The sequence below is a fragment of the Thiohalophilus sp. genome (assembly GCF_046483665.1).
Classification (GTDB): Bacteria; Pseudomonadota; Gammaproteobacteria; order UBA6429; family Thiohalophilaceae; genus Thiohalophilus.
In genome coordinates, this window is sequence record NZ_JAWOCR010000038.1 from 13,250 (window position 1) to 26,432 (window position 13,183).

General features: G+C 55.2%; 12 protein-coding genes. 9 read left to right on the forward strand and 3 right to left on the reverse strand.

The window, feature by feature from the left end; translation table 11 throughout:
- The first annotated feature begins 7 nt into the window (after nucleotides 1–7).
- From gpmI to R6U90_RS08005, 6 genes are all read left to right on the forward strand, one after another.
- A complete protein-coding gene (gpmI, locus tag R6U90_RS07980; RefSeq protein WP_410352144.1) occupies nucleotides 8–1,576 on the forward strand; it encodes a 2,3-bisphosphoglycerate-independent phosphoglycerate mutase in 1,569 nt (522 codons plus the stop codon).
- A gap of 151 nt (nucleotides 1,577–1,727) precedes the next feature.
- A complete protein-coding gene (locus R6U90_RS07985; RefSeq protein ID WP_410352145.1) occupies nucleotides 1,728–2,912 on the forward strand; it encodes a murein hydrolase activator EnvC family protein in 1,185 nt (394 codons plus the stop codon).
- Nucleotides 2,913–3,026: 114 nt separating this feature from the next.
- Nucleotides 3,027–4,346, forward strand: coding sequence for a S41 family peptidase (locus R6U90_RS07990; protein WP_410352146.1), 1,320 nt, complete (start codon nucleotides 3,027–3,029; stop codon nucleotides 4,344–4,346).
- 31 nt (nucleotides 4,347–4,377) lie between these two features.
- On the forward strand, nucleotides 4,378–5,196 hold the full coding sequence (locus tag R6U90_RS07995) for a divergent polysaccharide deacetylase family protein (protein ID WP_410352147.1): 819 nt from the start codon (nucleotides 4,378–4,380) through the stop codon (nucleotides 5,194–5,196).
- A complete protein-coding gene (locus R6U90_RS08000; RefSeq protein ID WP_410352148.1) occupies nucleotides 5,142–5,699 on the forward strand; it encodes a DJ-1 family glyoxalase III in 558 nt (185 codons plus the stop codon). Before R6U90_RS07995 ends, R6U90_RS08000 begins: the two co-directional genes overlap by 55 nt.
- Nucleotides 5,699–6,709: a TIGR00341 family protein gene (locus tag R6U90_RS08005; RefSeq protein ID WP_410352149.1), complete on the forward strand. Its 1,011-nt coding sequence runs from the start codon at nucleotides 5,699–5,701 to the stop codon at nucleotides 6,707–6,709. Before R6U90_RS08000 ends, R6U90_RS08005 begins: the two co-directional genes overlap by 1 nt.
- Before the next feature lie 86 nt (nucleotides 6,710–6,795).
- Here the strand turns inward: R6U90_RS08005 and R6U90_RS08010 are convergent, their stop codons facing one another.
- Nucleotides 6,796–7,074 carry a hypothetical protein gene (locus R6U90_RS08010; RefSeq protein WP_410352150.1) on the reverse strand — a complete coding sequence of 93 codons (279 nt, stop codon included), beginning with the start codon at nucleotides 7,072–7,074 and terminating at the stop codon, nucleotides 6,796–6,798.
- A gap of 294 nt (nucleotides 7,075–7,368) precedes the next feature.
- On the opposite strand from R6U90_RS08010, the gene R6U90_RS08015 reads away from it, so the two are divergent.
- Together R6U90_RS08015 and R6U90_RS08020 are read left to right on the forward strand one after the other, a co-directional pair.
- Nucleotides 7,369–8,136: a class I SAM-dependent methyltransferase gene (locus R6U90_RS08015; protein ID WP_410352151.1), complete on the forward strand. Its 768-nt coding sequence runs from the start codon at nucleotides 7,369–7,371 to the stop codon at nucleotides 8,134–8,136.
- Between the two features lie 364 nt (nucleotides 8,137–8,500).
- The gene (locus tag R6U90_RS08020) at nucleotides 8,501–8,716 is read left to right on the forward strand and encodes a Nif11-like leader peptide family natural product precursor (RefSeq protein ID WP_410352152.1); all 216 of its coding nucleotides are present in this window, start codon (nucleotides 8,501–8,503) and stop codon (nucleotides 8,714–8,716) included.
- A gap of 435 nt (nucleotides 8,717–9,151) precedes the next feature.
- Here the strand turns inward: R6U90_RS08020 and ubiB are convergent, their stop codons facing one another.
- Both ubiB and R6U90_RS08030 read right to left on the reverse strand, forming a co-directional pair.
- Nucleotides 9,152–10,810 (reverse strand): ubiquinone biosynthesis regulatory protein kinase UbiB, encoded by a 1,659-nt coding sequence (gene ubiB, locus R6U90_RS08025; protein ID WP_410352153.1) that lies wholly within the window; start codon nucleotides 10,808–10,810, stop codon nucleotides 9,152–9,154.
- Between the two features lie 357 nt (nucleotides 10,811–11,167).
- Entirely contained in the window at nucleotides 11,168–12,097 is a 930-nt protein-coding gene (locus R6U90_RS08030) for an SDR family oxidoreductase (protein ID WP_410352154.1), read from the reverse strand.
- A gap of 44 nt (nucleotides 12,098–12,141) precedes the next feature.
- On the opposite strand from R6U90_RS08030, the gene R6U90_RS08035 reads away from it, so the two are divergent.
- Nucleotides 12,142–13,158, forward strand: coding sequence for a CDP-6-deoxy-delta-3,4-glucoseen reductase (locus R6U90_RS08035; RefSeq protein WP_410352155.1), 1,017 nt, complete (start codon nucleotides 12,142–12,144; stop codon nucleotides 13,156–13,158).
- Nucleotides 13,159–13,183: the final 25 nt, after the last annotated feature.

The window sequence follows — 13,183 nt, forward strand, 5'->3', positions numbered from 1 at the left end:
CTAGTTTATGTCACAGAATCCGAAACCGATGGTCCTGGTTATTCTCGATGGCTGGGGTTACTCCGAAATCCTCGAAGGCAATGCCATCGCTCATGCTAACAAACCGGTCTGGAACCGCCTGTGGCAGGAATGCCCGCACACCCTGATTCGCGGCTCCGGCGCCGAGGTTGGGTTGCCCGCCGATCAGATGGGTAATTCCGAAGTCGGACATCTGAATCTGGGCGCGGGCCGCGTGGTTTACCAGGAGTACACCCGGGTCAGTCGCTCGATCAAAACCGGCTCGTTTTTCTCCAACCAGACCCTGGTGGATGCCGCCCAGCTTGCGGTGGACACCGATCGGGCCGTGCATATCCTCGGTCTGCTCTCCCCCGGCGGGGTGCATAGCCACGAAGAGCACATCCATGCCATGGCCGAGCTGGCGGTCAAACAGGGTGCGAAAAAGGTTTATGTGCACGCCTTTCTCGACGGCCGCGATACCGCGCCGAAAAGCGCCGCCGACTCAATCGAGAAAATGGAGGCTAAATTCGCCGAAATCGGCGGCGGACGCTTTGCCTCCATCATCGGGCGTTATTTCGCCATGGATCGGGACCACCGCTGGCCACGGATCCAGAGCGCCTACGATCTGATTACCCTGGGCAAGGGCGAGTTCACCGCCGAGACGGCCATGCAAGGGCTGGAAATGGCCTATGCGCGGGACGAGAGCGACGAGTTCGTCAAGGCCACCGCCATCGTGCCGCCCGGCAGCGAGCCGGTGAAAGTGGAAGATGGTGATGTGGTCGTATTTATGAATTACCGCTCCGATCGGGCGCGTCAGATCACCCGGCCGTTCATCGAGCCCGATTTCGACGCCTTCGAGCGCGAGGCGACCCCGAAGCTGGGCCGCTTCGTCAGCCTGACCGAATACAACTCGGAATACGATATTCCCGTGGCCTATCCGCCGGAACGGCTGAAGAATGTCTTCGGCGAATACATCTCCGGCCTGGGGATGCATCAGCTGCGCATTGCCGAGACCGAAAAATATGCCCATGTGACCTTCTTTTTTAATGGCGGGCGCGAGGAGCCGTTCGAATTCGAAGACCGGGTGCTGATCAACTCGCCCAATGTGGCGACCTACGATCTGCAGCCGGAGATGAGCGCGCCCGAGCTGACCGACAGGCTGGTCGAGGCAATTGAAGGCGATCAATACGATGTCATCATCTGCAACTACGCCAATCCCGACATGGTGGGTCACAGCGGTAATTTTAATGCGACGGTCAAGGCGATTGAGGCAATTGATAAATGTCTCGAGCGGGTAGTCACATCGATTCGCAAGGCCGGTGGCGAGATGCTGATTACTGCTGATCATGGCAACGCGGAGATGATGCAAAACACTGACACCAACCAGGCGCACACTGCGCACACCACCAACCTGGTGCCGCTGATCTATGTTGGTCGAGATTTCAAGCTCAAGGGTAACGGTGCCCTCTCTGACATTGCCCCGACGATGCTGGAGTTGATGGGCATTCCCCTGCCGGCCGAAATGAACGGCCATTCCCTGATCGCTCAATCCGAGGATGCCGTGCAAGACGCGGTATAAACGGTTAACGGTAATAAACACTGAATATTAAAGTGTCCGGCCGAAAGACTTGAATCAGGGGGATTTACCCGGCATTTTGTCATTTTTGCTCTCGTGAGATGCTATCGGGTTTTCGCCTGGCAATAGTATTTGCTGCGATAACAGGGTTAAGATGCCGAACATGTTAGCTGCCTATTCTCGCTGGTTACTCTTGCTGACGCTGATGTTTCCGCTGCTGTCAGCGTCTGACCTGTACGCCGATTCCGCCACACAACAGCAAAAGGCCCGTGAGCTCGAGGCATTGCGGACGAAGATCGATCAGATCAAACAGGAGCTGACTTCCCGGCGGGAACTGCACAGTGAAGTGGTTCGTCAACTGCAACAGATCGAAACGCGTATCGGCCGGCAGGTCAAAAGCCTGCGGAACATCAAAGATCAATTAAAAGCCCAGAACCGCAAGCTCGTCCGACTGCAACAGGAACAACAGCAGTTGCAACGCGAACTGGCCGATCAGCGTGATTTGCTGGGCCAGCAGATCAAGGCCGCCTATATCATCGGCCGTCAGGAGTTCCTCAAGCTGTTACTCAACCAGCAGAGCCCGGCGGCGCTCGGGCGCGTTTCCATCTATTACGACTATTTCAATCGCGCCCGCAGTGAACAGATCGAGCGGGCCATTGCGACCATCACCCGTCTGGATCAGGTTGAAACGGAGATCGAAGCACAGCGCGGCGAACTGCAAACCCTGCTGGCGCGTGAAACCCGGCAAAAAGACGAACTGGAAAAAAACTTTCGCCAGCGCTCCCAGGCTCTGGCCCGGCTCAGGCAGGAAATCAGCAGCAAGGATCAGCAGCTGACCCGTTTGCGTGAAGACGAAAAACAGTTACAGCAACTGCTGCAGGGCCTGAACCGGGAGCTGGGCGATTTATTGACCGGCAAGGATAGCCAGAAGCGTTTTGCCGAACTGCGCGGCCGGTTGACCTGGCCGGCACGGGGCGATGTGCAAAAACTGTTTGGTCAGCCCCGCAATGCCGGCGAGCTGCGCTGGAACGGGGTCTTGATCGGTGAAAGCGCCGGCAATACAGTCTATGCGGTGGCGCCCGGCCGTGTCGCCTATGCCGACTGGTTGCGAGGGTATGGATTAATGATAATCGTTGATCATGGAGACGGCTACATGAGTCTCTATGGCCATAATCAGGGTCTGTTAAAAGAAGTTGGCACCTGGGTCGAGGCGGACGAGCCGATTGCCGAGGTGGGCAGCAGCGGCGGCCGGGACGAGGCCGGGCTCTATTTTGAGATCCGTCACAACGGCAAACCGACCAATCCCGCCAGCTGGTGTCGCCGGACCCGGCGCGGCTGAAGATTTGACCGACAAGCCTGATAAAAGGTGTTAAAGTTAATACCTGTAAATTTATCAACGACGTAGCGTGACAAGTTCATGCCGGAATGAGCTCCGGCACCAGGAGTTAGAGCAATGAATGCCTTTACCCGTAACACCCTTATTCTGCTGCTTGGCCTGGTGCTGGGCGTCTCACTCTCGATCACCGGCGGGGTGATTGCCGAGCGTCAGCCGGCGGGCGCCGAGCACTTGCCGCTGGAAACGGTGCAGGCATTGAGCGAAGTGTTCCAGCGGGTGAAAGAGAACTATGTCGAGGAAGTCGACGATGAGACCCTGCTGGAAAATGCCATTCGCGGCATGCTGACCGGGCTTGATCCCCACTCCAGCTACCTGGACGAAAAAGCCACCACCGAACTGCGCATCGGTACCTCAGGCGAATTTGGCGGACTGGGCATCGTGGTCGGTATGGAAGACGGTTTCGTCAAAGTTGTCTCTCCCATCGATGATACCCCGGCGGCAAAGGCGGGCATTCAAAGCGGTGATATGATCATCCGGCTGGATGACGAGTCGGTCAAAGGCATGAGTCTGGACGACGCAGTCAAGCTGATGCGCGGCGAGCCGGGCACCAAGATCACTCTGACTGTTGTGCGCGAGGGAGAAGACAAGCCGCTCACTTTTGAACTGACCCGTGACAAGATCCGCGTAGAAAGCGTCAAGGCCCGATTGCTGGGCGATGGCTATGGCTATGTTCGCATCTCCAACTTCCAGATGCGTACCGGCTCGGATTTGCGCAAGGAAGTCACCCGGCTCAAGAAAGAAAATGACGGCAAACTTAAAGGGCTGGTGCTGGACTTGCGCAACAATCCGGGGGGATTACTCGATGCGGCGATCTCCGTTTCTGATGCGTTTATCACCAGGGGTGACATCGTATCCATCAAGGGCCGCACGGATGACAACAAGAAAACCGCCCGAGCTACACCCGAGGATATTCTTAATGGCGCGCCAATTGTCGTGCTGATCAATGGTGGCTCGGCTTCGGCCTCGGAGATCGTCGCCGGCGCCCTGCAGGATCAGCGGCGTGGCATCATCATGGGTAGCGAAACCTTCGGCAAGGGTTCGGTACAGTCTGTGATTGAACTGCAAAACGATACCGCCATCAAGCTGACCACAGCATTGTATTACACCCCGGAAATGCGTTCGATTCAGGCCGAAGGGATTCAACCGGATATCCGGCTCAGCGATGTGACCGTCGCGTCGCGCGATGATGGTTTCAAGCCGTTGCGTGAGGCGGATCTCGGCGGTCACCTGATGAACGGTAGCGACAAGGATGCAGAGACAGACAGCGAAAGCCAGGATAATAAAGAAAATGTTATTTCTCTGGCCAGTGATGATTACCCGGTCTTTGAAGCATTGAACCTGCTCAAAGGTCTGCATCTGCTTAACAGTCAGGAGTAAAACTCTGATTAAGCCGGTAGCAAAAAGCGTATTGTTGTGGCTGCTATTGCTGGGCCCAACAACCCTTCAGGCAGACAACCAGACCGTAGCGGTAGCATCGGACGATCTGCAGCCAGCTGTCAGTATCATCATTGATGATTTGGGCAATCAGCAGGGCAGCGGGTTGAGGGCCATCAATCTGCCCGGCCCGATTACTTATGCCATTTTGCCCCATCGGCCCTTTACCCGCCTTCTGGCCCGCTATGCCCATGGCCAGAACAAGGAAGTGATGATCCACGTTCCGATGGAAGCCGAGTCAGGGGCAGCGCTGGGTCCCGGGGGACTCCTGAGTGATATGGCCGAAAAACAGTTCAAAACGGAAGTCCGCCATAATTTTGAAGCGGTACCTCATGCGGTAGGCTTCAACAACCACATGGGCAGTCGTCTGACTGCCAGTACCAGCCGCATGCGCTGGCTGATGCAGGCCGCCATGTTCCGCGACGATCTCTATTTCATCGACAGCCGAACCACGCGCTATACAGTAGCCGAGCAACAGGCCAGCCAGCGGCGTATACGTAACACCTCGCGCGATATCTTTCTGGATTATCAGGGCGATGATGCACAGGTGGTTGCTGAACAGTTGACGAAACTGATTCAGCGGGCCTGGCGTGACGGGACTGCCCTGGCTATCGGTCACCCCTACCCGGCGACCCTGGACACGCTGGGAGCGTGGCTGCCGGTGCTGCAAGAGCATGGCGTGCGTCTGGTGCCGGTGTCAGAACTGATTGAACTGCGACAACAACGGAGGGATTCAACATGGCCAATGTACTCATCCCGCTCGCCCAGGGTTGCGAAGAGCTCGAAGCCGTAACCGTCATCGATCTGTTGCGCCGCGCAGGTGTCGAGGTTATTACCGCAGGTCTCGACGATCAGCCGGTCAAGGCCAGCCGGGGGACCGTGTTGATGCCGGATACCACCCTGGAGGCGGTGCTGGACAGGGATTTCGATATGATCGTCTTGCCTGGTGGTCTGCCCGGTGCCGATCACCTCAACAACGACCCGCGTATTCATACACTCTTATTGCAGATGACCGACGCCGGCAAATACACCGCGGCAATCTGCGCCGCACCAAAGGTGTTGGCCAGTGCCGGCTTATTAAATGGCAAGCATGCCACCAGTTTCCCCGGGGCGCTGGACAATATCCAGACCGATAACCTGCAATACGAACAGACGCCGGTCGTCGTCGATGGCAAGGTGATCACCTCGCGGGGACCCGGCACTGCCATGGATTTTGCGCTGACCCTGATAGAACACCTGCTGAGCAAGGCTAAACGCGATGAGGTGGAAGCCGGTCTGCAACGCCCCGCCGCCTGATGCGTATCATTGAAGTCGTAACCGACTGTGGCCATGTCGATACACTGATCAGCATTGCCGAACAGCATGAAGTGTACGATCACTGGCACTTTCAGCCCGGAGAAGAAACGGGTCGGTGTATATGCCGAATGCTGGTTACCCCGGATAAAATACAGGATGTCATTGATGCATTACAAAGTGCACTGGGAAAAACCGAGAATTCCCGCATCATCATTCAGCCGGTAGAAGCTACGCTACCCCGGCCGCCTGAGCCGGAAGACGCAAAAAGCAAAGCATTGATCCGTTCTCGTGAAGAACTCTATACGCGGGTTGCAGCCGGGTCCACGCTGGATAATACCTTTATAATGATGGCGGTACTCTCTACCGTAGTGGTGGCCATTGGTTTGCTGGAAGACAATGTCGCTGTGGTGATTGGTGCAATGGTGATCGCACCGTTGCTAGGCCCGAACATGGCTATGGCCTTTGCCGCTGCCCTGGGTGATACTCGACTGGCATTACAATCGCTCAAAACCAATGTTAGTGGCGTGCTGATCGCGTTGCTGATAACGATTGTCATTGGCCTGCTCTGGCCTCTGAATTTTGACAGCCAGGAATTACTGCTGCGGACCGATGTGGGCCTGGAGGGTATTGTATTGGCACTGGCATCAGGGATGGCAGCAGGATTGAGCCTGACCAGCGGTATTTCCGCGACGCTGGTCGGAGTCATGGTCGCGGTCGCCTTGCTACCGCCAGCGGCAACCCTGGGCCTGATGCTCGGCGCAGGAAATTTTCAAATGGCGCTGGGTGCCCTGTTGTTACTGGCGGTCAATGTGGTTTGCGTTAACCTGGCGGCCAAGATTACGTTCTTGATTCGGGGTGTACGTCCCCGGACCTGGTGGCTGAAACAAAAAGCCCGGCAGTCCATGATTACCTATATTGTATTCTGGATTGTATCATTAATAATCTTACTGATTACCATCCCGGTACATGAACGCTATCTCGCCGAGAGTGTGCAGATACTGGTAAAATGAAAGTGCAAACGTCCATGTTTCTGTGATGCATTATCTTATTAAACAGTCAGATCCATGCCGGCATCCAAGAATACCCGTCTTTACTGTTAACGATTGCCCCAGATATTGGCAACAGCCCGATCAGAACCAAGCAGGCCGATTGTCAGACAGACAAGCGCGATACTGAAAAATACGATGACAGGAAGTAAATAACCAAGGCCACCGTGGCCGATGGCCAGATAGCCTGTCCCCAGGCAAAGCACACCAAAAAGCAGACCAACAACGATCAATATTTTTCGATTCAGTGGTCTGTAATTATATGGACCCTTGCCTGTCTCGAATCGTCGCAGAATAAACCAGAATAATTTTCGAGCTTGTTGTTGCATAACTGTATTTGGACCAGTGGTAGTCAGTTAATCATCAGCAGGTTATAGCCTGTAAGTCAGGCATAAAAGATAAAATATATCAGAATGGCTGTTACTCGCGATTAACATTACCTCATCTGACAATCAGAAAATAGTACGTATCTGGCTGCAGATATAAAAAAACTGTGATTTTCAGGCGAAAACCTCAGGCATTGCTCAGCGAGACCTGATGAGGCCTGTAGAAACCCTGGCGGAAACGGTATAATTGTAGACAGTATTGTGAAATTCATGAATGACAGAAAACAAGGAGTCCTCATGCCCAAGCCGGACGTGCGTACCGATGAGAAAAAGCAGCATTTCGATGATATTTATGTGGCCGAGAACCCGGTGCCGTTCAAGGAGCGGATTCTGGATGCGCTGGAATATGTTTCCGACAACTTCAATCGCCAGACCTTCGACCGCCTGATCCTGCCCTGGGCACAGCAAAACGCGAGCGCGGACAAGCCGCTGAACTACGTGGATCTGGCCGGCTGCTTTGGCAACACTACCATGGCCACGCTGTACGGCATGGATTACGACGCGATCCGAAACAACTGGCGCGATGCCGAGGTATGCAAGCAGATTGACGGGAAGCGACGCTTCCCTGCGACCACCACCGGCATCGACATCTCCGCCAATGCGCTGGCCTATGGTCACGAGGCCGGCCTGTATGATGAAACCATCGAAGCCGATCTCAATGCCGCGCCGGCAGAGGTGCAGAGCCAGGTCGAGGCGGCCCTGAAAAATGCGGACATCGTAATCTCGACTGCGTCTCTCGTCTATCTCGAACCCGAAGCGATCGCCCGGCTACTGGACGCTTTCGCCAAAGGCGATGGAGAAGGTTACATGCTGGTCAACTTCCTCAACCCTTTCGCCCTGGAAAAAGCCGACGAGACCAAGCGGATGTTGCTGGAGCGACTCGAATTCGTCGGCAGTATGGCCTCACGGCATCGTCGCCTGTCGCCCCTGGAGCAGGAGAACTACCCTGGTGAGGAATGGGCATTGCTCGAGATCTGGGTACTGAGACGCAAAACCCGGGCATAATCAGACCTTGGGAAAAGTTATTATTGTGAATGCGGGAGGTTGACGCGGATCCAGTGAGGCACAACGATCAGTGACATCGGGGATTCTGTATCAGCCGAACCGCATGCATTTCTGCTCTTAAAGTACTGAGGTTCTCAAGAAGGGAGTCTGGCGGAGCAGCGTGGGATTGGGTTATCAGTGCCAACAAATACTGCGCCAGATAAGCCCCCTCTTAATTGCTATAGTTGTGCCTTCTGCACAACAAATCCTCCTTTCAGGGTGCCGCTCGTTGCCGGCATCTCGAAGTGATAGTAGAATTTTCATGACCCCTTTAACGGGTTTTCTGTTTAATATATAGCAGTTAGCGAGAACAGGGAGTTCAAATATGGCTTTAGATCAGCTCGAGGCATTTTTAAAGAAAATGCAATCTGAACCTGCACTTAAAAATGAAGTGCTTGCTACATCAACTGCCGATGATGTTGCGCGAATAGCACTTAAGCTTGGCTATGAATTTTCAGGCGATGAATTATTGAGAATGTCAGGCAAGAAAGTTGGCAGGGTTACTGTTATAAAAAACGATCTCCCTGGAGAGTACAATTAAATTCATTTTTAATATCTGATTGTGCAAATACAGGAAAAGCAGCCCCAGAGTTCCTCATCTCAAGAGTATGATGCCCTGCATTGAACACTCGCACTGCCAGCTCTTACCACACTTCAAGGAAATATCGTCCTGACTAAACGATGCGTTGCGTTTGGCTTGAACAGAAAAGCCAAAAGTAAGCCGCTACAGGGCCAAAGGAATCAGAGCACTTTGTCGGAGTGTATCGATATCCTGGAAGTAACCGACTTTGATTGCGACATCCTCCATAAAAAAGCGTTATGTCACAACGGTAAAACCGGCAGCCGTCGTGTTGCTGCTTGAATCGGGCTATTTGAAATAATCGACAGGGAACCGGCTGGAAAAATAATCTGCTTTTTCTTCTGCGTCTCTGCGCTGTTCGTGTTCTTCCCAGTGAGTCTGGAAATGGACTAATCGTCAGTCGTTCCGATAATCCGGCCAGGCCGCCAGAAGGATGATGATCCCCACGCTCCCCATTACCCAGGAGTAGACCGGCAGATCGCCCAGCATCGGTTTGGCGTAACCATCCAGCGCCGCGAGAATGGTGGCGGAAAGTAACAGACTGCCGCCGACGATGGCGCCCCAGGTACGGCGGTTGGCGCGGCGGATTTCACTGCGTAGCTGGTGCATTTGTCTGTCCTGCAATTCCACTTTCAGATGGCCGTCTTTGGCCTGCTGCAACACGTCGTGAACCATGTTGGGCAATTGCGGGAGTCGCTCGGCCCACATGGGGAAGTTGATACGCAGGTGTTTGATAAAGGCTTTGGGGCCAATCTGTTCGCGGATCCAGCGTTCCAGGAACGGCTTGGCGGTTTTCCACAGATCCAGTTCCGGATAGAGCTGGCGGCCGAGGCCCTCGATATTCAGCAGGGTCTTTTGTAACAGTACGAGTTGCGGCTGCACTTCCATATTGAAGCGCCGCGCAGTCTGGAACAGCCGCAGCAGCAGGTGGCCGAAGGAGATCTGGCTCAGAGGTTTGTTGAAGATCGGTTCGCAAACAGTCCGAATAGCGCCTTCAAACTCATCAATGCGGGTATCACGATCGATCCAGCCAGAATCGATGTGCAGCTGAGCGACCCGGCGATAATCGCGGTTGAAAAAGGCATGGAAGTTTTCGGCCAGATAACGTTGATCGCTGGGGTTAAGAGTCCCCATGATGCCAAAGTCCACCGCGAGGTATTGGCCTTCATTCGAGACGAAGATATTGCCAGGATGCATATCCGCATGGAAGAAACTGTCACGGAAAACTTGGGTAAAGAATATTTCCACCCCGTGTTCTGCGAGGGCCTTGAGGTCGATATTAGCCTGGTGTAGCCGTTCGATGTGGCCAATCGGAATCCCGTCGATGCGCTCCATGACCATGACGTGGCGACGGCAATAGTCCCAGTATACTTCCGGAACATATAACAGCGGCGAATCGATAAAATTGCGTCGCAATTGCGAAGCATTGGCTGCTTCACGGCTCAGGTCCAGCTCATCAAGAATCGTTTTCTCAAACTCACTGACAACTTCGATTGCATGCAATTGCCGTCCGAGAGACCAGTAACGTTCGAACGCGCCGGCGAACAGATACATGAGACCAATATCACGCCGGATGACGGGCAGGATGTCCGGGCGCAATACCTTGACCACGACTTTCTTGCCATCATGTAGCGTGGCGCCGTGGACCTGGGCAATGGAAGCCGAAGCAAAGGGGGTGGCGCCGAATTCAGCAAAGATGGCATCGATCGGCTGGCCCAGATCGCGTTCGATGATGGCACGCGCCTGTTGATCGGAAAACGGCGGCACCTGATCCTGAAGCCGGGTCAATTCCTCGGCGATATCATCGGGCAGCAGATCACGGCGGGTCGAGAGGATCTGCCCGAACTTGATAAAAATCGGCCCGAGATCTTCCAGGGCCAGACGCACCCGCTCACCGCGCGGCTGCTTGCGCTGCCACCACAGCCAGGGCATGAAGATCTTGAGAATCCGGAAGGGGCGAAACAGCGGCGTATTGAGCAGCAGCCCGTCCAGCCCGTGACGCATCAGCACAAAGCTGATGTAAAACAGGCGAAAGAACTGACTAATAGGTTTCATGCGCAGGCCGAACTAAAAAACAAATCAACCCGCATTGTACGGGGTGTGCCTGCCTGAAACCAGTAACAGAAGAGCTGGCAGGGCAGCGGTTTGTGAGAGACCGGGGAACTGACAGACAGGGGCTAGTTGCTAGTCACTAGGAACTCGCCCCTGTATTTCGTCCCTGTATGGTTGGCAGGTGTCTTCCAGACCGTGGGAGGCGATTCCATCGGCGACCTGACTGAATTCAACAAGTCGCGGCTACAAGCCCCTCCTACAACTCGCCACTCATCCCTCGTACCTGTCTCTTTGGCAGGTGTCTTCCAGACCGTGGGAGGCGATTCCATCGGCGACCTGACTGAATTCAACAAGTCGCGGCTACAAGCCCCTCCTACGACTTGTCTCTCGTACCTCGTCCCTATCGTGTTGGCATGTGGCTTCCAGACCGATCTGCAAGGTCGGGTACTGCAATTCGATGCCCAGTTCTTTGCGCAGTCGCGAGGTATCCATGCGTCGCGATTCACCCAGGTAGGAGAGCATGCCTTCGCTCAGAGTCTGTCGTGCCGCATCCATGTCGATCAGTGGCGGACGCGGCAGCCCGAGAAAATCGGCGACCGTATTGAAGTACTGGGTCATGTTGCTGTCATTGCCATCACTGACATTATAAATCGCACCCGGCGTGCCCCGGCGCGCGGCGGCAACACAGATTGCCGCGAGATCCGCCGCGTGGATTCGGTTGGTCTGCGGTGCCAGGGCTTCATGAATCATCGGTACCTGCTCACGGAGTCGCTTGATTGGCAGGCGGCCGGGGCCGTAAATGCCGCCGACCCGTAACACGATGACAGGCACGGCGTGCTTTTGGCCCCACTCGCGCAGGGTCTGTTCGGCGGCGTAGCGGCGCCGGGCACGATCTACCTGTGGATTGGGCTCGGCTTGTTCGGTCACGATCCCCCCTTGCCGATCGCCATAAACCCCTGAGGTGCTGATGTAAACCATCCGAGCGGGACGCCGGCCCTGCTGATCGACAGCCTGTAAAAAGCGGGTCATTCGCGGATCGTTCTGCCCCCGCGGCGGCGGCGGGGCAAAGTAATAGATCAGAGCCTGCTCCACCGGCAGGTCGGTCAGGGTGGTTGGGTCATCCAGATCCGCCGGGTACGCCGGAATATCCGCCGCCGTCAGCCGATCGCCATGGCGGGCCAGACCGGTGACCGGCACGTCTTCAGCCAGCCAGAGCCGGGCGACACGGGTGCCGATGTCGCCGCAGCCGACGATAAATACCTGATCGGGGGGTTTTACTGCCGGGTTCATTAGGAGATAATTCCGCGCTTTGTGATGAAAAGTTGAGTAATTTTATGAGTTTTTCTGTCAAAGTCGAGCCCAGCGGCCATACTTTTCCCCTGGAAGAGAATGAATCGATCCTGGATGCGGCACTACGCCATGGTCTGGCCCTGCCCTACGGCTGTCGTAATGGTGCCTGTGGATCCTGCATGGGCAAGGTGGTGGAAGGCAAGATCGCTTATTCCGACGATGAGTTGCCCCCGGCGTTGACGAAAGATCAGACCGCCGCCGGCATGGCGCTGTTTTGCCAGGCAGTGGCCCGAAGTAATCTGGTGATCGAAACCCGCGAGGTAGCAGAAGGCCAGGACATTCCGATCAAAAAGTTACCCAGTCGCATTGCCGAGATGACCCGGCTCAACCATGATGTCATGTTGCTCAAACTCAAGCTGCCGAGTACCGAAAGGCTACAGTTTCTGGCCGGCCAGTATGTGGATTTCATCCTCAAGGATGGACGGCGACGCAGTTTCTCCCTCGCCAATGCCCCGCATGATGATGATTATCTGGTCTTGCATATCCGTCATGTTGAAGGGGGCAGTTTTACGGGTGAAGTGTTCGACAAGATGAAGGTCAAGGATATTTTGCGCATCGAGGGACCATTCGGCGGCTTTTATCTGCGTGAGGAGTCGGATCGACCAATTATTTTCATGGCCGGCGGCACCGGTTTTGCGCCCATCAAGGGGATGATTGAACATGCCTTCGCCTCGGGCATCGAGCGGCCCATGCATCTGTACTGGGGCGCGCGGGCCAAACGGGATCTGTATCTGCCGGAACTGCCCGAACAATGGGCCGAAGAACACACCAATTTCAGTTATACCCCGGTGCTCTCCGAACCCATGGTGGAGGATCACTGGCAGGGGCGTACCGGTTATGTACATGATACGGTGATCGTCGATCATCCGCAGCTGGCCGGATACGACATCTATGCCTCGGGCCCGCCGCCGATGGTTTATGCCGGGCAGGATGCCTTCCCCGGTCACGGCCTGGATCTGGAGCACTATTATTCCGACGCATTTGAATACAACAGGGATTGAGCCGGGCCGGTAAATCGCAAATCCC

Excerpts from the sequence above, each read along its gene's own strand:
- R6U90_RS08030 (WP_410352154.1), bottom strand. The coding sequence starts at position 12,097 with ATGAACCCGGCAGTAAAACCCCCCGATCAGGTATTTATCGTCGGCTGC.
- R6U90_RS07985 (WP_410352145.1), top strand. The coding sequence starts at position 1,728 with ATGCCGAACATGTTAGCTGCCTATTCTCGCTGGTTACTCTTGCTGACG.
- R6U90_RS08010 (WP_410352150.1), bottom strand. The coding sequence starts at position 7,074 with ATGCAACAACAAGCTCGAAAATTATTCTGGTTTATTCTGCGACGATTC.
- ubiB (WP_410352153.1), bottom strand. The coding sequence starts at position 10,810 with ATGAAACCTATTAGTCAGTTCTTTCGCCTGTTTTACATCAGCTTTGTG.
- gpmI (WP_410352144.1), top strand. The coding sequence starts at position 8 with ATGTCACAGAATCCGAAACCGATGGTCCTGGTTATTCTCGATGGCTGG.
- R6U90_RS08000 (WP_410352148.1), top strand. The coding sequence starts at position 5,142 with ATGGCCAATGTACTCATCCCGCTCGCCCAGGGTTGCGAAGAGCTCGAA.
- R6U90_RS07990 (WP_410352146.1), top strand. The coding sequence starts at position 3,027 with ATGAATGCCTTTACCCGTAACACCCTTATTCTGCTGCTTGGCCTGGTG.
- R6U90_RS08015 (WP_410352151.1), top strand. The coding sequence starts at position 7,369 with ATGCCCAAGCCGGACGTGCGTACCGATGAGAAAAAGCAGCATTTCGAT.
- R6U90_RS08005 (WP_410352149.1), top strand. The coding sequence starts at position 5,699 with ATGCGTATCATTGAAGTCGTAACCGACTGTGGCCATGTCGATACACTG.
- R6U90_RS08020 (WP_410352152.1), top strand. The coding sequence starts at position 8,501 with ATGGCTTTAGATCAGCTCGAGGCATTTTTAAAGAAAATGCAATCTGAA.
- R6U90_RS08035 (WP_410352155.1), top strand. The coding sequence starts at position 12,142 with ATGAGTTTTTCTGTCAAAGTCGAGCCCAGCGGCCATACTTTTCCCCTG.